Here is an 18,798-nt window from a genome sequence, read left to right as displayed (position 1 = left end):
CGAAATGGAACATTATATTAGTCTACTTGTTAAATCGATCTTCATCGAAAACATGGCGTTATCATTCTTCTTGGGAATGTGTACTTTCTTAGCCGTGTCTAAGAAAGTGAAAACGTCGTTTGGTCTTGGTGTTGCGGTTGTCGTGGTATTGACCATTGCTGTGCCAGTGAACAACCTTGTTTATACCTACGTGTTGAAAGAGAACGCTTTAGTTGCAGGTGTTGACCTTAGCTTTTTGAACTTCATTACGTTTATCGGTGTAATCGCAGCGCTGGTTCAAATCCTAGAAATGATCCTCGATCGATTCTTCCCACCGTTGTATAACGCTCTGGGTATTTTCCTACCATTGATCACAGTTAACTGTGCGATTTTTGGTGGTGTATCGTTCATGGTTCAACGTGATTATAACTTTGCCGAGTCTGTGGTTTATGGCTTTGGTTCAGGTATTGGTTGGATGCTAGCTATCGTAGCGTTAGCGGGTATTCGTGAGAAAATGAAGTATTCAGATGTACCTCCAGGTTTGCGTGGTCTTGGTATCACGTTTATCACGGTTGGTCTGATGGCTCTTGGCTTCATGTCGTTCTCTGGTGTTCAACTGTAGGTCGGGTAAACGACACAAATTTTAAGGAATAGTCAATGCAAGTTATTATCCTTGGTGTAGTGATGTTTACCTTGATCGTATTGGCTTTGGTATTAGTAATCTTATTTGCTAAATCAAAGTTGGTACCAACAGGTGACGTAACTATCTCCGTTAACGGTGATCCAGAGAAGAGCTTCACAACTTCTCCAGGTGACAAATTACTCGGTGCGATGGCGGGTAAAGGCATCTTTGTTTCCTCTGCTTGTGGTGGCGGTGGCTCATGTGGTCAGTGTCGCGTAAAAGTAAAATCAGGCGGTGGCGATATTCTACCAACTGAGCTTGACCACATTTCTAAAGGCGAAGCCCGTGAAGGTGAGCGTTTAGCATGTCAAGTTGCCGTGAAAACGGATATGGACATTGAGCTTCCAGAAGAAATCTTTGGTGTTAAAAAGTGGGAATGTACCGTTATCTCAAACGATAACGAAGCAACCTTCATCAAAGAATTGGCGCTGGCAATCCCTGAAGGGGAAGAAGTACCATTCCGTGCTGGTGGTTATATTCAGATTGAAGCTGAACCTCACCACATTAAATATGCGGATTATGATATTCCTGAGGAATATCGTGAAGATTGGGACAAGTTTAACTTATTCCGTTACGAGTCTATCGTAAAAGAGCATTCGATTCGTGCTTACTCAATGGCTTCATACCCAGAAGAGAAAGGCATCATCAAGCTTAACGTACGTATCGCGACTCCACCGCCAAATAACCCAGACGTAGCACCTGGTGTGATGTCGTCTTATATTTGGTCACTTAAAGCCGGTGATAAATGTACAATTTCAGGTCCATTTGGTGAGTTCTTCGCTAAAGAAACGGACAATGAAATGGTCTTCATCGGTGGTGGTGCAGGTATGGCACCAATGCGTTCACATATCTTTGACCAACTGTTACGTCTTCAGTCGAAGCGTAAGATGTCTTACTGGTATGGTGCACGTTCTAAGCGTGAAATGTTCTACGTAGATGATTTTGACGGCCTAGCGGCAGAGAATGAAAACTTCGTATGGCATTGTGCTCTGTCTGATCCAATGCCAGAAGATAACTGGGATGGTTACACCGGCTTTATCCATAACGTATTGTATGAAAACTACCTGAAGGACCATGAAGCGCCTGAAGATTGTGAGTACTATATGTGTGGTCCACCAATGATGAACGCTGCTGTTATCGGCATGCTGAAAGATCTTGGTGTTGAAGATGAAAACATCCTACTTGATGACTTCGGTGGTTAAGTTTAGGTAATGTATGATCATGGCTGGCTCATGTGAGTCAGCCATTTTATTTTTAGAATGTAAGAATATTCGTGGTTATCCGTTCTTATAAAAGACTGATAAGCAGAATGTTTTTAAATTCGGTAGGTGAGTAAAAGTATGTTTCATCTAGCTAAACGCTTGAGAATGATTATCGTAAGCCTTATGGCTTTAATAGTTTTGTCCGCTTGTGGCGGCAGTCGTGAACAAATTCATTTGAGTGGCCCTACAATGGGAACGCTCTATAATGTGAAGTACATAGTGAAAGAGAACACGCCGAAGCCGGAAAATATCCAGGCAGAGATCAATGACCTGCTAGAGGAAGTCAACGATCAAATGTCGACTTACCGACAAGATTCAGAGCTGAGCCGGTTTAACCGTTATTACGGGACAGAACCTTTTCCTGTCTCTAAGCAGACAGCGATTGTGGTGAATGAAGCCATTCGACTCAATGAGCTAACATTAGGTGCTTTAGACGTCACGGTAGGGCCGTTAGTGAACTTATGGGGCTTTGGCCCAGAGGCAAGGCCGGAAATTGTACCGACAGATGAAGAGCTTGCTCAGCGTAAAGCACAAACGGGTATCGCTCATCTATCGGCCACGGATGAAACGCTGCGCAAAGACCTAAGAAGTCTGTATGTTGATCTTTCAACAATAGCCAAAGGTTGGGGTGTTGATGTGGTCGCTGAGTACCTCGAGAGCGTTGGCATTGATGACTATATGGTTGAAGTTGGTGGTGAAATGCGTTTGAAAGGCGTGAATCGTGAAAGCGTGAAATGGCGTATCGCGATTGAAAAGCCGTCAACTGACGAACGTAATATCCAAGAAATCATTGAGCCAGGTGACATGGCTATTGCGACGTCTGGTGATTATCGCAATTATTTTGAGAAAGACGGTGTGCGTTATTCTCACATTATCGATCCTGCAACGGGTAAGCCTATTCATAATAAAGTGGTGTCAGTGACTATTTTAGATAAGTCATCAATGACAGCGGATGGCCTTGCGACAGGATTAATGGTGCTAGGTGAAGACAAAGCACTAAAAATTGCGGACGAAAACCAGATCCCTGCTTTCATTGTGGTGAAGACCGACGATGGATATAAAGAAATTGCATCAGAGGCCTTTAAGCCTTACCTTAATCAGTAAGAGGTGGACAAAATGAGTACGTTTTTAGTTACATTTGGTGTGTTTCTTGCGGTTATTGCTGCAATGTCTGTTGGCTACATTTTTCAAAAGAAAGTCGTGAAAGGTAGTTGTGGTGGTTTAGGTGCTGTAGGCATTGATAAAGTTTGTAATTGCCCAGAGCCTTGTGATGCACGTAAAAAACGCGAAGCAAAAGCGAAAGTTCGAGCTGAAAAGCTGGCCGCTTGGGAAAAAGATCGCATCGCCTAAAAAGATGAATTCAATCACATTAAAAAGCCAGGGCCTCGCTCTGGCTTTTTTGCGTGTTAGCGGTGTAAAAATTGCGTATACTTAAGCTGTATGTATAACCAGTATGGTGCGTTTGTGTCTGATCCGATCCGTAAGTTTATTCATGTTGATATGGACTGTTTTTTCGCCGCGGTAGAGATGAGGGACAACCCTTACTATCAAGGTAAACCACTAGCTGTCGGCGGGAACGAGCGGCAAAGAGGGGTGATTAGCACCTGTAACTATGAGGCGAGAAAATTTGGTATCCGTTCAGCGATGCCCTCTGCGCAAGCCGTTAAGTTATGTCCTCATTTACTTCTTGTTCCGGGGAGAATGGAGGTCTACAAGCAAGCTTCGCAGCATATTCGTACCATTTTTTCGCGTTACACTTCTCTGATAGAGCCGTTATCTCTGGATGAAGCATACTTAGATGTCACGGATTGTCAGTTGCACCAAAACTCTGCCACGTTGATAGCACAAAGTATTCGACATGATATTGAACAAGAACTGAATTTAACCGCATCGGCTGGCGTGGCACCGCTTAAGTTTTTAGCCAAAATTGCGTCCGATCTCAATAAGCCTAATGGGCAATTTGTCATATCACCCGACGAGGTCCAGGGAATTATTGATGGTTTAGACTTAGGCAAAATTCCTGGTGTAGGAAAAGTGAGTCTAGATAAATTAAATCGGGCGGGCCTGTATACTTGTTTAGATGTGAGAAACAGTGACTACCGAGATCTGATCGTGCGCTTTGGCCGTTTGGGGGCATCGCTATGGAAGAAAAGTCATGGTATTGATGAGCGGGAAGTCGTGGTAGAAAGGGAGCGCAAGTCTATTGGAGTAGAGCGCACCTTCAGCCAAAATATCGTGAGTTTTGAGCAATGCTGGCAGGTCATTGAAGAAAAGCTTTATCCCGAACTTGAGGCAAGGTTGCATCGAGCAAAGCCCGCGAGAAATGTGATTAAGCAAGGTGTTAAAGTGAAGTTTGCCGACTTTAAGCAAACCACGATTGAACATGTCCACAATCAGCTCGATTTACCTTATTTCAAGGCGCTATTGCGGGAAATTTTGGAACGACAGCAAGGACGAGAAATTAGATTATTGGGATTGAACGTTATCTTAGAGCCGCTAGAAAGCGCGCGTCAATTGTCCATGTTTGAGGAATGAAATGAATAAAGCCGCCGTTGTCCAACAGGTCATTGTTGAGTTGGAACAAAAAATCACTACGCTATTGTCTGCAATGGAGCAGACCGTGGATGCTGCGACCAATGAGGAAACCATACCAGACAATAAATATGACACGCTTGCACTCGAAGCAGCGTATCTTGCTCATGGGCAGGCAATGCGATTAGAAGCAATAAAGAAAGACATAGCAACGCTAAGACATTTGGTTATTCGTACATTCGATCACGACACTCCAGTTGGTTTATCCGCTATGGTTGAGTTGGAAGACGACCAAGAAGTCCTAAGTCGTTATCTACTGTTACCTTGCGGTGGTGGCGTGTCAATCGTTGCCGAAGGGATAAGAGTTGTGACTCCAGAGTCGCCATTAGGACGCGCGTTAGTTGGAAGACTGTTAGATGATGAGATAGCCTTACAAGTTGGAGAGCGTGTGACCCATCATGTTATTGTGAATATTGTTTGAGCGTGTAAAGTCATTAGGAATGTGAAGGAATTGGCCATGATGAGTAAATTGAAGCACTTGTTGTTTGGGGTAGGGTTGTCGTTACTATCGACAGCGTCTTTGGCTTATGAGCAGTGTAAGCTTGATATCAAGAATGAAGTGCACCTTGACGGCAAACAAGTCGAAATCGTCAAGGCTGAAGGCTCGAAGGTGCTAATTGACGACAATAATGAATTGTTTATCAATGGTGAGAAAGTGGCGCTCGATAGGCTTCAACAAGAAGCGCTAGCAAGCTATCGGGAAAATATGAACAAGTATGTTCCTCAAGCTAAAGCACTGGCTGAGAACGGCTTAGCGCTAACGAATGACCTTATTGATGATGTTTCTGCAAGCTTCGATAATTCGGCAGCTTTTGATAGCGTCAAGACCGCGTTGTCCGAGTTTTTTAAAGATATCGAATCTCGCTACCACCAAGACGGCAGCTTTGTTTTGAAGTCTGAGGCGTTCAGTTCGTTTACTAACAACTGGCAGCAGGATTATGAGAAAGCGAAAGAAGTGTTCAACAAAGAGTTTTTTAGTAGCGCGTTCACCGCGTTGCAAGAGAAAATGCAGCAAGAAGGTGGGTTAAACCTGACGGCACTTTCAGAGCAAATGGATGAGCTTAAAACACGACTTGCTGAGACAATGAACAACCAATCCGAAGTGATCAAGGAGCAAGCTGAAGATTACTGCGACTCTCTTAACGATGTGGCGACGGAAGAGCAAGAGCTACAGAAAAAAATTCCTCAGTTGAAAGACTATCAAGTCTTCACTATTTAACGGTCTATAAAGCGGATTCGTTTTCGACATCCAAGCTGGCAGTGCTCGGCTTGGATGGCATTTTCATTGGTAGGTTCTCGCCACTACGTTCACATCGCGTTAGCTACGTTATTTGGGTTTACTTACCTAGAATAGAAGATGTACAAATTAGTTTACCAATATATTAGTTTATTACACTGCTTAATATTGCTTTACTAGAGCAATTGAATTACTGTATCAGCCAACTAGTACGCAATGACTAATCAATAGTGAATAATACAACTTCTTCGTCGGCGACTGCCGCAACACCCCGTGAGCATTTTGGTTCAAAACTCGGTTTCATTCTTGCGGCAGCAGGGGCTGCTGTTGGTCTAGGCAACATTTGGGGTTTTCCAACGCAAGTTGCCAGTAATGGCGGAGGTGCGTTCCTTCTTGTTTATCTTGTGATGATTCTTGTCGTGGCGTTTCCAATGCTCGTCGTGGAAATGGCGATAGGGCGTCATGGACAAGCGAACCCAGTCGATAGCATGCGTTCGCTTTCTGCCAACCCTATTGCCAAAAAGCTGGGTGCTTGTGTCGGTTGGATAGGTCTTGCTGTACCTTGCGCTGTATTGGCGTTTTACTCCATTGTTGGTGGCTGGTTAATCTGCTTTTTGATTGGCGCGGTCTTAGAAATTGTTGGTTACGCGTCGCTTGCTGATTGGTTTAAAGGGTTCAGTGTCGGACGTAATGTGTTTGGTACGATTGCATTTTATCTGCTGACTATCTTAATTGTACAAGGCGGTGTGAAACAGGGCATTGAAAAGTGGTCAACTCGACTTATGCCATCCTTGTTTATTTTATTTGCTCTATTGTTTGTCTACATCATGATGCAACAAGGTGCGATGGAAGGGCTTAAACACTATTTAGTTCCGAATTTTGAAAAAGTTTGGGATAGAAAGTTGATTTTGGCTGCAATGGGGCAGGGCTTCTTTTCTTTGACTATTGGTGGTTGTTCCATGCTGATTTACGGCTCTTACCTTTCTAAGAAAGAAGATCTGCCGAAAATGGCAATGAATGTGACCTTAGTGGATACATCAGTGGCTTTTATTGCTGGACTAGTGGTGATGCCTGCGATGTTTGTTGCGATGCAAAAAGGCGTGCAAATCTACGCGGAAGATGGCTCACTTATCAGCTCAGATACCTTGGTGTTTACAGTATTACCGTTAATGTTTGAGTCCTTAGGGTTATTGGGCTTAGTATTCTCTGTCGTTTTCTTTTTACTGCTGACTATCGCAGCGTTAACATCGTCCATCTCTATGCTTGAATGTCCGGTTGCCTTGGTAGATGAGCGATTAAACACAGGTAGGAAGAAAACCAGCTGGGTGCTGGGAGCGTTGATCGCCGCATTCAGTATTTTTATCGTGTTCAATTTTGGCGAATTATTTGGATTGGTGGCGATGATAGCTACCCAGTACCTGCAGCCAATTGCTGCGCTAATGTTCTGTATTTTCGGTGGCTGGGTGTGGAGCCGGGCGAGTAAAGTGAAAGAGCTAGAGCAAGGGTGCCCTGATTTTCAGCTTGGCTGGTTTGGTAAAGTATGGCCACTTTACGTGAAGTTTGTCTGTCCGGTATTGGTTGCGACGGTAATATGGGCCTCATTCGGCTAAAAAAATGTTAGTGCGCGAAGCGGATTGATTAAATAATGCCGACGATTATCGTCGGCATTATTCTTATTTACGTTTTAATCTAAGATAGCCGCATGGTTATCTAAACCGTCAAAATGGTTATCTAAACTGTCCGATCTCTGCGAGATAATCAAAACCTGCTTGCGATAATTTATCTATTAACGCTTGCTTATCTAAATCATGCGTTGCGCAGAGCTCGTCAAGACTTCCGTTAAAGTCGTCACGCAGCTTCATATTGATAATACTCATCAACATGACAGTATCCATGGTAGCAAAGCTGGCTAGGTTCATGTGCTACCTTCTAATCATCGAAGTCAGAGATTAATAAGTTAGCAGCAGCAAAGGCGGCTTTTTCTCTCACGTCTTGCGGTAACGAATCATCGGCGGCAATATCGTTTAACGCTCGTACTGCACACGAGATGGCCTTAGGGATATAGGCTTGATCGCCACTGCCTATTTGTGCGTAAAGCTCTCTGACTCTCTCACAGCAACCATATACTTGCATGTTTCATTCTCTTATAAATGATAATTTATCTCAATATACACAGGCTATTGGGAAAAAACAAAATTCCGGATTGACCTAAAACAAAAAAGCCGACGTTTTGAAAACGTCGGCTTAAAAGCTAGTCACTTAATTCAATATGTTTGGGAATTAAGCCTTTGCCGGAATGGCTTCAAGCAGTGCAACCATCTGTTCCCAGAATAGCGCAACCGTGTCAATTTTCACTTTCTCATCAGGAGAGTGAGGGAATTTAATCGTTGGACCAAACGAGACCATGTCCATATTCGGATACGGTTCTTTGAATAGACCACACTCAAGCCCCGCATGAATGACCATGATGTTTGGTTTATGCCCGTAGATACCTTCGTACATATCACGGAATATCGCCATAATGGCTGAATCCGGATCTGGCTTCCAGCCAGGGTAAGCGCCAGAGAATTCGATATTGGCACCGGCCAGTTCAGCAACAGACGTCAACATGCCTTCTACTTGAGATCGACCAGAATCAATCAATGAACGAATCAGGCATAATACCGTCACAGTGTTTTGTTCTGTGGTGATAACACCAACATTTAGTGATGTTTCTACCACACCTTCAATGTCATCACTCATGCGAATCACGCCGTTAGGGCAAGCATTAAGCGCAGCAATAAAGCGAGCTTGTGACTGTACTTCAAATACTTCAGTTAATTCAGTCGCTTCATTAAACGTCACTAAACCCGTTTCAATAGCCGCAAGCTCTTGCTGTAGTAGAGTGGTGTACTGAGCAAATAGCGATTCAAGCTTGGCAACCTTTTCTTCTGGTACCGCAAGGGAGACAAAACCTTCACGTGGGATAGCATTGCGCAGGCTACCACCACGGAACTCGATCAAGCGAGCATCTAACTCTTTGGCGTGACCAGCAAGAAAACGCGCAAGCAGCTTATTGGCATTACCACGGCCAGTATGAATATCACAACCGGAGTGACCACCTTTTAGACCTTTTAAGATCAGTTGGCGAGCCACATAACCGGTAGGCGCCGCTTCACGCGCGATATCAAATTGGATTGAACCGTCGATACCACCCGCACAGCCCATGTAGACTTCGCCTTCTTGCTCAGAGTCGGTATTGAGCAGGATCTCACCTTCTAACCAACCGGCTTCAAGACCAAATGCGCCGGTCATACCGGCTTCTTCATCGATAGTTAGTAACACTTCGAGTGGACCGTGTTTAATGTCGTTTGACGCCAGCACTGCAAGGCACGCCGCCATGCCCATACCATTATCTGCACCAAGTGTCGTGCCTTTGGCTGTCACCCATTCGCCATCGATGTATGGCTGAATTGGATCTTGAGTAAAGTCGTGATCCGTATCTTCATTTTTTTGAGGAACCATATCGATGTGCGCTTGAAGCACGACACCTTTTTTGTGTTCCATACCGGCTGTCGCGGGCTTTTTAATGAATACGTTACCGGTTTTATCGCGCCTAACGTCAAGGTTTTGCTCTTGAGCCCACTGGATGATGGTTTGCGCGAGCGCTTCTTCATGCTTTGATGGGTGAGGAATCGAACAAATTTTATCGAAAAACTGCCAAACCGGGCTTGGTGACAACTTGCTGATCTCAGAGTGGAATTCAGACACAGATCTCTCCTTTGTAGCGACTTTGCTAGATAGTTATTCCTAAGAAAGCACAAATGTCATTGTGATTCTCTGGTTTTCTAGCGAATTAAAGATGGGCAAAGGATACCATTAGTTGTAAACAGGGAGTAGTCATAGATAAGTAGTTTGATGTTGATGTAAAGAAAGTGTGCAGTCTCGAGGGCGAATAACCCATTTTGCTTCCTTTTGATATCTATCGATCTAATTTATGTAATAAACTTTCAGAATAGTTCGTTTGTATACAGATCTATCAATTAAATGTGATTTAAATCACGATATGTATTGTAATTAATCATCAGTATGGTATTCTTTTGGTCAGTTGATTAAGTTCAACACACCCGTTCAAGGATTGAACCCGAGTTATCGCCTCCAAGGAACCGAGATTCAACATTTAAATTAAGTTGTATTGTTTAAGGTGATATTTATGAAAGGTTTAGCAAGCGCGATGTTTTGGACAAGTAAAAATGTATACACACAAGACTTCGCCTACAGCGTCTACTTCGGTAGATAATAAAGTTTATACCCCTATATTTTAGAAATTATTGCTGGTTACCCCAATTGATGACCAAAATTTTTCTACCGCCACTCAATGAGTGGCGTTTTTTTTGCCTGCGATCTCGTCCCCTCTCTCTTTCTTGTCTTCTATAATGTCAATTGCTGTATAAATAGTATGCAATTGGTGTGTGAATAATTCTTTTTGTTCACGTTGGTTTTATTGCTAACTGTCTCAATTTGTTACTATTGCATAGTTAATTGATTTCATATCGAAGAACATTTATCTGCAATAGAGTGAAAATTCTAGGTGGAATTTGCCAATTGAACCCCTTATAATTCGCGCCAATCGTTTACGCAACCGTTTACTTTTTACTCTTTAGGGATTCGAATATGCTCGAAAGGCTATTTAAACTCAGTGAAAATGGCACGAATGTGCGCACTGAGATCATTGCTGGACTTACTACCTTCCTGACAATGGCTTACATTATTTTTGTAAACCCAGCTATTCTAGCGGATGCAGGAATGGATCGTGATGCTGTTTTTGTAGCAACCTGTTTGGCAGCGGCAATTGGCTGTTTCATTATGGGTTTTGTAGCAAACTATCCTATTGCACAAGCGCCGGGTATGGGCTTGAATGCATTTTTTACGTATGCGGTTGTTCTTGGCATGGGCCACACATGGCAAGTGGCGCTTGCAGCAGTGTTCTGTTCGGGCGTGTTGTTCATCCTATTGAGTGTCTTCAAGATTCGTGAATGGATCATTAACTCCATTCCAATGTCTTTGCGTACCGGTATTTCAGCGGGTATTGGCTTATTCCTAGCACTTATCGCCCTAAAAAATTCGGGCATTGTCGTTGATAACCCGGCAACACTGGTTTCAATGGGAGCGATCACATCACTGCCTGCTGTTTTAGCAGCCTTTGGTTTCTTCCTTACGATTGCTCTTGTACATCGCGGCCTAAAAGGCGCAGTGATGATCGCGATTCTTTCGGTAACAGCGTTGGGTATTATTTTTGGTGATGTTCAATGGCACGGCATTATGTCTGCGCCCCCAAGCATTGCACCTACGTTTTTACAGCTTGATTTCTCACATATGTTTGAAATTGGCATGATTTCAGTTGTCTTTGCTTTCTTGTTTGTTGATCTATTTGATACGGCAGGCACGCTAGTAGGCGTTGCTCAAAAAGCAGACCTTATTGGTAAAGACGGTAAAATCCCTCGTTTAAATAAAGCGCTACTTGCTGACTCAACGGCAACATCGGTTGGTGCTCTGCTTGGTACATCAAACACCACATCGTTTGTGGAAAGTACGGCAGGTGTTGCTGTCGGTGGTCGAACAGGATTAACTGCCGTAGTTGTTGGCATTTTGTTTGTACTTGCATTATTCTTCTCGCCTTTAGCGGGTATGATTCCTGCTTACGCAACGGCTGGCGCGCTGTTATATGTCGCAATTCTGATGATGTCAGGGTTAGTGAGCATTGATTGGCGTGACCTTACAGAAGCCGCACCTGTTGTGGTGACTTGCTTGATGATGCCTTTTACGTTCTCTATTGCTGAAGGTATTTCTCTGGGCTTTATTTCTTACGCTGCAATCAAACTGTTTAGTGGCAAAGGCCGCGATGTTTCAGTCAGTGTTTGGGTGATGGCTGCGATTTTCATCATCAAGTATGTCCTTGAAGCTGCATAATTGGCTCATTCGATTTTAAATAATTTAGGTTTTTACTATGGCTAACAAATTCGTCATTACATGGGACAATATGCACGCATATTGCCGTCAACTTGCTGAGCTACAAATGCCGGCAGAGCAGTGGAAAGGCATCATCGGTGTAAGCCGTGGTGGTTTGGTTCCTGCTGCGATTCTAGCTCGTGAATTGGGCATTCGTTTTGTTGATACGGTATGTATTTCTAGCTACGATCACGACCATCAACGTGATATGACAGTACTAAAAGCACCTGAGCATGACGGCGAAGGCTTCTTGATCATCGATGATTTAGTCGACAGTGGCGATACTGCTCGTAAAATTCGTGAAATGTATCCAAAAGCAAAGTTGATCACTGTTTGTGCTAAGCCTGCTGGCATCGAGCTGGTTGACGAGTACATTGTTGATATTCCGCAAGATACATGGATTGAACAGCCTTGGGATATGGTTCTATCTTATGTAGAGCCTGTGAATCGCAAGCAAAAATAATACGCTTATTCGTAGATTGAGAGCCCACATGAAAATGTGGGCTTTTTTTATGCCTGAAACGGTAGTGAGTTAGGTGCGGTTTGCCCCTCGGCGACGTAAAAGAACTGAACCCAAACGGTTTTTTGATTACTATAGGGCGTGAATGATATGAGTAAGGTCATCGTATGTCAGAAGAAGTCAGTAAAAATATCTCCGAAACCTTGTTTGAAAAGAACAAGCAGGCGAAAGAAACCTCTCGCCTTATGAGGTATATGCCGAGTAGTGAAAAAATTCTTGAGGAGAAGCGAGAGCTGATGCCAAGAGCTTGGTATCGAAACTTGCTACGGTTGCAGTGGGTCTGGCAAGGTGTCGATCCCATAGAACAAGAGCGAATTCTTGCTCGTATTGCTTCTTCTGATCATTCTCGTACGGTGGATGAGTGGTTAGACACGGTGATGGGATACCACAGTGGTAACTGGAACTACGAGTGGACAAAATTGGGTATGCAGCATCAAAAGCAGGCCAACGATCTCAATGGTGATGCTTCGGCAGAGCAACTTTTTACTGCGTCGTTGTGTTTTAGTATTGCTGGTTATCCGCACTTAAAAAATGACAATTTGGCACTTCAAGCTCAGGTGCTTGCCAATACGGCTTATAATGAAGCCGCTAAGCGAACAAGCCATATTATCAAACAACTTGAAATCCCGTATAAGAACAAGCGCATTGTCGCCAACCTTCATTTGCCAAGTACTGATAAACCTCAACCGGTAGTCATTGTTAGCGCAGGGCTAGATTCGTTGCAAACGGATATGTGGCGTTTATACCGTGATTACCTTGCTCCTGCAGGTATTGCGATGTTGACGGTTGATATGCCCTCTATTGGTCACAGCGCTCGTTGGCCATTGAGTGAAGACAGCTCTTGTTTGCATCAAGCGGTACTCAACGAATTGCCAAATATTCCTTGGGTCGATCATTTTAAGGTTGGCTTGCTCGGGTTCCGATTTGGCGGTAACGCAATGGTACGGTTATCGTTTTTAGAGCCCTATAAAATTAAGGGCTGCGTTTCTCTTGGCGCCCCGATACACGACGTGTTGACCAAACCAGAAAAAATCAAGCAGATGCCAAAGATGTATTTGGATATGCTGGCATCGCGTTTAGGCAAAGATATCGTCGATATAAACAGTCTGTCGGGTCAACTCATGGCTTGGTCATTAAAAGTGCAAGGTTTTTTGACGTCTCGCCGCACACGGGTGCCTATTCTCGCGATGAGTCTCGAAGGCGATATGGTCTCGCCAATCTCTGACAATCGTCTTGTTGCGATGTTTAGTGACTATGGTAAAGCGAAGCAGATCCCAGCGAAAGGGATCGCCAAAGGGTATGAGCAATCGCTAGAAATGGCGATAAAGTGGTTAGAAGATGAACTTTTCAGGTGACATTTGTTTGTATTTAGTTAAATATGAAATAATGGTGTAATCAACTCTATGATAAAAATATAAATAAATCATGAGTAATAGGTTTATACCGTCTAACTAGTATTTTTACATTGAAACGGAGTTTCATGATGTCAGAAGAGGCGAAAAAACCCACACATTACCGTTTGGTTACGGCACTAAAAGCCATTGGTCCCTACTTGAGAGAGCCATTGTGTAAAGAAGGAGCCTACCACTTTGATTGCTTATCGGTTTGTGTGGATGATAGTAAATCACCCGAAGATCGTGAATTTTGGGGCTGGTGGTTAGATTTATCTATAGACGACGCAAAATTAGAAGCTACGTATCAGATCGGCCGTTATAACCAAGTGGGTGAGTGGGTACTTGAATCTGCCCCGAAAGCGGCAACGGCGGAAATTACTCGCACTCAAGAAGTGTTTCATGAAAAACTGACGAAAGCATTAAATGATAAATTTAAGCTCTCTGTAGAGATTCATGATGATTCGGTTGAGTTTGTGTAAGTAGGCTTAATGTAGCAAGTAAGTAGCCTTGGGGATCTCTGAGGCTATTTTTATCGTTTATCTACCCCCCTCTTTCCCAGCTAACCAGTTTTTACTTGTACAATTGATGTTTGATTGCTAAAACATCACTCCTATTAAATTTTTCATATCAAGCTCAAAGAAATGGCAACTGAAATCAATTCTGTAACGACCAATACACAAACCGTTGTGGTGAAGTTGGGAACAAGTGTTCTTACGGGTGGCTCACTGGCGCTAAATAAGGCGCATATGGTGGAGCTAGTTAGACAATGTGCTGAGTTAAAAAAACTGGGTCATTCTGTCGTGATTGTTTCGTCTGGCGCGATCGCGGCTGGTCGTGAGCATTTAGATTACCCCGCACTTCCCAACTCAATGGCAAGCAAACAACTGCTTGCCGCGGTTGGTCAAAGCCAATTGATCCAAGTATGGGAGTCTTTATTTGCAATCTATGGTCTTAAAATAGGGCAGATGCTACTGACTCGTGCTGATCTGGATGATCGTGAGCGTTTCCTTAACGCACGCGACACGATCAATGCGCTTGTTAACCACGACATTATTCCTATTGTAAATGAGAATGATGCGGTGGCGACAACCGAAATTAAAGTCGGCGATAACGATAACTTATCCGCGTTAGTCGGCATTTTATGTGGTGCGGATAAATTACTATTATTGACGGATCAACGTGGTTTATTTACCGCGGATCCTCGTAAAGATCCAAACGCTGAGCTGATACGAGAAGTCACGACGATTGATGAAACGCTACGAAAAATTGCTGGTGGTAGTGGCACAACGTTGGGTACCGGTGGTATGGCGACGAAATTACAAGCGGCTGATATCGCTCGACGAGCTGGTATTGAAGTTATTATTGCCGCAGGCAGTGCGGAGAACGTGATTTTTGATGCTTTGTCTGAACAGCCGCAAGGTACGCGCTTCTTGCCACTTGCTGAAGCGCTAGAAAATCGCAAGCGTTGGATTTTAGCCGGTCCAGCAGCGACGGGTGATATTGTTATCGATAAAGGCGCGGTAAATGCGGTGATTGGCAAGGGAAGTAGTCTATTAGCAAAAGGTGTGGTTAGTGTGTCTGGTCACTTTAGTCGCGGCGATGTCGTGCGCGTGACAACGCTCGACGGCGCTCTTATTGCTCGTGGTATTTGTGGCTATTCTGATAGCGATTTAGCTAAGATTTCTGGCAAGCATAGTAATGAAATATCGGCGCTGCTTGGTTACGACTACGGCTCAGAAGTGATTCACCGTGACGACATGGTTGTCATTCAAGATTAAGAATTCAAAAGGATAAATAATGGATATGATCCAAATGGGTCGTGATGCAAAACAAGCAAGTTTTGCACTGGCTACAGCATCGACGGCACAAAAAAATCAGGCATTGCATATTATCGCTGATGAACTTGAGGCGAACTTGCCTGCTATCTTGGCTGCCAATGCCATCGATATCAATCTAGGAAGAGAAGCTGGACTGACGGAAGCGTTACTTGACCGTTTACTGCTTAATGAGCAGCGATTAAAAGGCATTGCCGATGACGTTCGTAACGTTATCACGCTCAATGACCCTGTTGGCAGTGAGATGGACAGCAAAGTCTTAGAAAATGGCATGAGCTTGTCTCGTCGTCGCGTGCCTCTTGGTGTTGTGGGTGTTATCTACGAAGCGCGCCCCAATGTGACCATTGATATTGCCGCATTGTGTTTGAAAACGGGCAATGCGAGTATTTTACGTGGCGGAAAAGAAACCTTTCACTCCAATATGGAACTAGTGAAAGTGATCCAATTAGCGTTGGCAAAAGCTGGGCTGCCTGCTGCGTCCGTTCAATATATTGAGAAGCCTGACCGTGAGTTAGTGTCACAGCTGCTAAAGCTCGATGATTATGTCGATATGATTATTCCTCGCGGCGGTGCTGGTTTACACAAAATGTGTAAAGAGAACAGTAATATTCCAGTGATCATCGGTGGCTTTGGTATTAGTCATATTTTTGTTGATGAATCGGCTGATCTAATGCGCTCTATGGATGTGGTAGAAAATGCCAAAGTCCAACGTCCTTCTGCGTGTAATTCACTTGATACCTTGTTGGTACATGAAAAAGTCGCGGTAGAGTTCTTAGCAGCGTTCTCACAGCGTATTCAGGGTAAAGTAGCACTGGTTGCCGAACCTAAAGCGCTTGCCATACTTGAGGGTGCTGATGAGTTACGAGCAGCGCAAGAAGGTGACTTTGATACTGAGTGGCTCAGCTATACGCTTGGTGTGAAGGTGGTTGCTGATGTTGATGAAGCGATTGACCATATGCGAATTCATAATGCTAGCCATTCTGATGCCATCATGACCAATAGCTTGGCGAGCGCAGAGACGTTTATTAACTCAGTGGGTTCGGCGGCAGTCTATGTGAATGCATCGACACGCTTTACCGATGGTGCGCAATTTGGTTTAGGAGCGGAAGTTGCTGTGTCGACACAGAAACTTCATGCGCGTGGTCCTATGGGCTTAGAAGAATTGACCAGTTATAAATGGGTCGGAAAAGCCGATTACCTTGCAAGACCGTAACGAGTCTTCACGTAATACAAAGTAAAAGGCGCAGAATACTGCGCCTTTTTTAATGCTTTAAATTGAACACAGGTAAGCTTAACGCTTCGCCTTAGCCAAAAAACGGTCCAAATTATTGGCAAATTCACGTCTTTCCGTTTGACCTAATGGAGCAGGCCCACCGGTTTGAATACCACTCGAGCGCATGGTGTCCATAAAATCACGAATGTTAAGCCGTGCTTTTATGGTTTCTTTTGTGTAGAGCTCACCACGAGGGCTTAGCGCTAAAGCATTCTTAGTGATCACTTCATCCGCTAATGGGATGTCTGAGGTAATGACTAAATCCCCCGCTTCAACGCGTCTAACGATTTCATTGTCGGCAATATCAAAACCAGCGGGTACCGTAATTGAATGAATGTTGTCGCGTTTGGGAACTGGGACGGTGTGGTTTGCGACAAACGTGCAGGTCAGCCCGGTTCTTTCTGCTGCTCGACAAAGTGTTTCTCTAATCACTTTTGGACATGCATCGGCATCTACCCAAATTTTAACCATGTGTATTTTCCAACTTTTCTAATCTTGTTGTGAGCTGCTGCACCTGAGCTTCTAAGGCTGCAATTCGGGCTTCTTGTGAAAGCGAACGGTTGTCTGCTGCAACTTCAACTTTAGGAATGTGCTGAGTGGCTTTCCATGACTTAATGACAGTGATGAGAGCCGGCATTGGGACTTTTGTCGATAATCGGCCTTTGACCAAAGCGACGGTAGGTTCTTTTCCTTCTTCGTTCAAACTCGTGAGGACTGCGTGAATCTCAGCAGAAACGTCTTTGGTTAACATCATTTTTATCCATTAAACAGGTCATCAATGAATAGTACATTTGAATGGCGTGGGGGTACAGCCTAACAAATTGTGATGCTGGGGCGCTATGGTGACTTATGTGATGAACAGAGGCACGGACAAAGTGGAAATGCGGCGTGAGAGATCTCTCACATGAGCTGTAGGATAAAGAGAAAAATAACAGGTTTTTGTCTGGTTTATTGTTTTTAAGTGGTTGATTTAAAGTGAATATAGTGGTTTTTTGTTTTATTTTTGAAGAAAGTTTTTCTGTCAGTATATTGTCTCAATGCTGAAATCGCGTAAATTAGAACTTGTCGGAAGGATGCTGACACGGAATAGGAAAGACACAGGAAGGTCATCTTCAGGAAGAAGATTTAGTGACTCAAGGTAAGAGTGACTAGCACGGAAGTAAGGACAAACGCTGGATGCGTAAAAATCATCAGGACGATGATTTAAAAGGACAAGGACACACTCAGGAGAGTGCTAGGACACACATCAGGATGATGTTTAAGGACACCGCTCAAGGAACAAGTGAAGCGAGCTGACTGGGATGGTTAGTGTCATTGGATGATATGGACACCGCTAGGACGGCGATGAAAGGATATAGCTGAAGGATTCAGCCACTATTACGGATGATGCATGGAGCACCTATAGTAGCCGGACTGCTGCGAGTAAGACTATAGCCCCAATACGCGAGTGTTGGGGCTTTTCTTTTTCCCACATCACACCCCAACGCCTTTCCCCTCTCCTGATATTGTTCTACGACCGAATGAACGTAAAGGAATGCCTCATGACAATCGCGACACTTAGGACACTTTTAGTCCCTTATACCAAGCATTTAGAATCGGATTTTTTAATGCTAAATGTTTGCGCCAAAAATCGTCAGCATATGAATGGCCCTCATTCACTGCAGACTGCTCGTCAACTCTTTCAAACGTTACTAGAAGAGCCAAAAATATTTGCAATGGCGGTGTTAGATATTCGAACGCGTGACTATTTAGGTCATGTGTTTGTTGATAACGTTAAAGAGCAGGCTGAATTGGTATTTTTGTTTGATAAGCAGTATTGGAACCAAGGAATCGCCACAGAAGTGTTGCAGCGTTTTCTGCCGACTGCGAGTCATGAGCTCGGCGTGCAATCATTGACAGCCAACGTTGATGTTGACCATCATTCTTCTATTCGACTATTGGAAAAGCTGGGCTTTCAGTCCTGTGGCCGAGCCGTTAATGAGCACGGACCCTATTTAATGTTCACCATGACCGCTCGTTAAGTTTAACCGTTGAGT

The 18,798-nt window shown here is 44.0% G+C and carries 20 protein-coding genes; 15 read left to right on the top strand and 5 right to left on the bottom strand.

What is annotated here, in order from left to right; all coding sequences use genetic code 11:
* Window positions 1–4: 4 nt before the first annotated feature.
* The 8 genes from nqrE (at window position 5) to MD535_RS14850 (ending at window position 7,362) form a co-directional block, all read left to right on the top strand.
* Window positions 5–601, top strand: coding sequence for an NADH:ubiquinone reductase (Na(+)-transporting) subunit E (gene nqrE / locus MD535_RS14885; RefSeq protein WP_265675809.1), 597 nt, complete (start codon window positions 5–7; stop codon window positions 599–601).
* 35 nt (window positions 602–636) lie between these two features.
* Complete coding sequence (gene nqrF, locus MD535_RS14880; RefSeq protein WP_265675808.1) at window positions 637–1,863, top strand: NADH:ubiquinone reductase (Na(+)-transporting) subunit F; 1,227 nt, start codon at window positions 637–639, stop codon at window positions 1,861–1,863.
* A gap of 165 nt (window positions 1,864–2,028) precedes the next feature.
* Window positions 2,029–3,027 (top strand): FAD:protein FMN transferase, encoded by a 999-nt coding sequence (locus MD535_RS14875; protein ID WP_390902940.1) that lies wholly within the window; start codon window positions 2,029–2,031, stop codon window positions 3,025–3,027.
* A 12-nt stretch (window positions 3,028–3,039) separates the two neighbouring features.
* Window positions 3,040–3,273: a (Na+)-NQR maturation NqrM gene (nqrM, locus tag MD535_RS14870; RefSeq protein WP_265675807.1), complete on the top strand. Its 234-nt coding sequence runs from the start codon at window positions 3,040–3,042 to the stop codon at window positions 3,271–3,273.
* Between the two features lie 114 nt (window positions 3,274–3,387).
* On the top strand, window positions 3,388–4,458 hold the full coding sequence (gene dinB / locus MD535_RS14865; RefSeq protein ID WP_265675806.1) for a DNA polymerase IV: 1,071 nt from the start codon (window positions 3,388–3,390) through the stop codon (window positions 4,456–4,458).
* 1 nt (window position 4,459) lies between these two features.
* A complete protein-coding gene (locus MD535_RS14860; RefSeq protein WP_265675805.1) occupies window positions 4,460–4,936 on the top strand; it encodes a transcription elongation factor in 477 nt (158 codons plus the stop codon).
* A 48-nt stretch (window positions 4,937–4,984) separates the two neighbouring features.
* A complete protein-coding gene (locus MD535_RS14855) occupies window positions 4,985–5,734 on the top strand; it encodes a YggN family protein (protein WP_390902939.1) in 750 nt (249 codons plus the stop codon).
* Between the two features lie 248 nt (window positions 5,735–5,982).
* Entirely contained in the window at window positions 5,983–7,362 is a 1,380-nt protein-coding gene (locus tag MD535_RS14850) for a sodium-dependent transporter (RefSeq protein WP_265675804.1), read from the top strand.
* 117 nt (window positions 7,363–7,479) lie between these two features.
* Here MD535_RS14850 and MD535_RS14845 read toward each other — a convergent pair whose 3' ends face one another.
* The 3 genes from MD535_RS14845 to MD535_RS14835 all read right to left on the bottom strand — a co-directional run bounded on the left by MD535_RS14845 (window position 7,480) and on the right by MD535_RS14835 (window position 9,502).
* Window positions 7,480–7,671: a DUF4250 domain-containing protein gene (locus MD535_RS14845; RefSeq protein WP_265675803.1), complete on the bottom strand. Its 192-nt coding sequence runs from the start codon at window positions 7,669–7,671 to the stop codon at window positions 7,480–7,482.
* 10 nt (window positions 7,672–7,681) lie between these two features.
* On the bottom strand, window positions 7,682–7,885 hold the full coding sequence (locus MD535_RS14840) for a YaeP family protein (protein ID WP_265675802.1): 204 nt from the start codon (window positions 7,883–7,885) through the stop codon (window positions 7,682–7,684).
* Window positions 7,886–8,032: 147 nt separating this feature from the next.
* Window positions 8,033–9,502 carry an aminoacyl-histidine dipeptidase gene (locus MD535_RS14835; protein ID WP_265675801.1) on the bottom strand — a complete coding sequence of 490 codons (1,470 nt, stop codon included), beginning with the start codon at window positions 9,500–9,502 and terminating at the stop codon, window positions 8,033–8,035.
* A 903-nt stretch (window positions 9,503–10,405) separates the two neighbouring features.
* Here MD535_RS14835 and MD535_RS14830 point away from each other — a divergent pair.
* From MD535_RS14830 to MD535_RS14805, 6 genes are all read left to right on the top strand, one after another.
* Window positions 10,406–11,701, top strand: coding sequence for an NCS2 family permease (locus MD535_RS14830; RefSeq protein WP_265675800.1), 1,296 nt, complete (start codon window positions 10,406–10,408; stop codon window positions 11,699–11,701).
* 37 nt (window positions 11,702–11,738) lie between these two features.
* Window positions 11,739–12,203 (top strand): xanthine phosphoribosyltransferase, encoded by a 465-nt coding sequence (gpt, locus tag MD535_RS14825; protein ID WP_265675799.1) that lies wholly within the window; start codon window positions 11,739–11,741, stop codon window positions 12,201–12,203.
* A 164-nt stretch (window positions 12,204–12,367) separates the two neighbouring features.
* Window positions 12,368–13,615, top strand: a complete 1,248-nt coding sequence (gene frsA, locus MD535_RS14820; protein WP_265675798.1) for an esterase FrsA — start codon at window positions 12,368–12,370, stop codon at window positions 13,613–13,615.
* A gap of 128 nt (window positions 13,616–13,743) precedes the next feature.
* Window positions 13,744–14,133 (top strand): sigma factor-binding protein Crl, encoded by a 390-nt coding sequence (gene crl, locus MD535_RS14815; protein WP_265675864.1) that lies wholly within the window; start codon window positions 13,744–13,746, stop codon window positions 14,131–14,133.
* Window positions 14,134–14,295: 162 nt separating this feature from the next.
* Window positions 14,296–15,432 (top strand): glutamate 5-kinase, encoded by a 1,137-nt coding sequence (proB, locus tag MD535_RS14810; RefSeq protein WP_250615520.1) that lies wholly within the window; start codon window positions 14,296–14,298, stop codon window positions 15,430–15,432.
* Between the two features lie 19 nt (window positions 15,433–15,451).
* Complete coding sequence (locus MD535_RS14805; protein ID WP_265675797.1) at window positions 15,452–16,702, top strand: glutamate-5-semialdehyde dehydrogenase; 1,251 nt, start codon at window positions 15,452–15,454, stop codon at window positions 16,700–16,702.
* 78 nt (window positions 16,703–16,780) lie between these two features.
* Here the strand turns inward: MD535_RS14805 and MD535_RS14800 are convergent, their stop codons facing one another.
* A complete protein-coding gene (locus tag MD535_RS14800) occupies window positions 16,781–17,233 on the bottom strand; it encodes a YaiI/YqxD family protein (RefSeq protein WP_250615518.1) in 453 nt (150 codons plus the stop codon).
* Window positions 17,226–17,513 (bottom strand): hypothetical protein, encoded by a 288-nt coding sequence (locus tag MD535_RS14795; RefSeq protein WP_265675863.1) that lies wholly within the window; start codon window positions 17,511–17,513, stop codon window positions 17,226–17,228. The genes MD535_RS14800 and MD535_RS14795 overlap by 8 nt, the downstream gene beginning before the upstream one ends.
* A 790-nt stretch (window positions 17,514–18,303) precedes the next feature.
* Between MD535_RS14795 and MD535_RS14790 the strand changes: the two genes are divergently transcribed.
* On the top strand, window positions 18,304–18,783 hold the full coding sequence (locus tag MD535_RS14790) for a GNAT family N-acetyltransferase (protein ID WP_265675796.1): 480 nt from the start codon (window positions 18,304–18,306) through the stop codon (window positions 18,781–18,783).
* The last annotated feature ends 15 nt before the right edge of the window (window positions 18,784–18,798 follow it).

Origin of the sequence: Vibrio qingdaonensis (assembly GCF_026191675.1) — a bacterium.
Lineage (GTDB): Bacteria > Pseudomonadota > Gammaproteobacteria > Enterobacterales > Vibrionaceae > Vibrio > Vibrio qingdaonensis.
The sequence above is the reverse complement of the archived record's forward strand: the minus strand, read 5'-3'. Positions and strand labels throughout refer to the sequence as shown.

Excerpts from the sequence above, each read along its gene's own strand:
- MD535_RS14830 (WP_265675800.1), top strand. The coding sequence starts at position 10,406 with ATGCTCGAAAGGCTATTTAAACTCAGTGAAAATGGCACGAATGTGCGC.
- MD535_RS14875 (WP_390902940.1), top strand. The coding sequence starts at position 2,029 with ATGATTATCGTAAGCCTTATGGCTTTAATAGTTTTGTCCGCTTGTGGC.
- MD535_RS14790 (WP_265675796.1), top strand. The coding sequence starts at position 18,304 with ATGACAATCGCGACACTTAGGACACTTTTAGTCCCTTATACCAAGCAT.
- crl (WP_265675864.1), top strand. The coding sequence starts at position 13,744 with ATGTCAGAAGAGGCGAAAAAACCCACACATTACCGTTTGGTTACGGCA.
- MD535_RS14840 (WP_265675802.1), bottom strand. The coding sequence starts at position 7,885 with ATGCAAGTATATGGTTGCTGTGAGAGAGTCAGAGAGCTTTACGCACAA.
- MD535_RS14795 (WP_265675863.1), bottom strand. The coding sequence starts at position 17,513 with ATGTTAACCAAAGACGTTTCTGCTGAGATTCACGCAGTCCTCACGAGT.
- MD535_RS14800 (WP_250615518.1), bottom strand. The coding sequence starts at position 17,233 with ATGGTTAAAATTTGGGTAGATGCCGATGCATGTCCAAAAGTGATTAGA.
- frsA (WP_265675798.1), top strand. The coding sequence starts at position 12,368 with ATGTCAGAAGAAGTCAGTAAAAATATCTCCGAAACCTTGTTTGAAAAG.
- MD535_RS14860 (WP_265675805.1), top strand. The coding sequence starts at position 4,460 with ATGAATAAAGCCGCCGTTGTCCAACAGGTCATTGTTGAGTTGGAACAA.
- nqrM (WP_265675807.1), top strand. The coding sequence starts at position 3,040 with ATGAGTACGTTTTTAGTTACATTTGGTGTGTTTCTTGCGGTTATTGCT.
- gpt (WP_265675799.1), top strand. The coding sequence starts at position 11,739 with ATGGCTAACAAATTCGTCATTACATGGGACAATATGCACGCATATTGC.
- MD535_RS14805 (WP_265675797.1), top strand. The coding sequence starts at position 15,452 with ATGGATATGATCCAAATGGGTCGTGATGCAAAACAAGCAAGTTTTGCA.
- nqrF (WP_265675808.1), top strand. The coding sequence starts at position 637 with ATGCAAGTTATTATCCTTGGTGTAGTGATGTTTACCTTGATCGTATTG.
- nqrE (WP_265675809.1), top strand. The coding sequence starts at position 5 with ATGGAACATTATATTAGTCTACTTGTTAAATCGATCTTCATCGAAAAC.
- proB (WP_250615520.1), top strand. The coding sequence starts at position 14,296 with ATGGCAACTGAAATCAATTCTGTAACGACCAATACACAAACCGTTGTG.
- MD535_RS14845 (WP_265675803.1), bottom strand. The coding sequence starts at position 7,671 with ATGAACCTAGCCAGCTTTGCTACCATGGATACTGTCATGTTGATGAGT.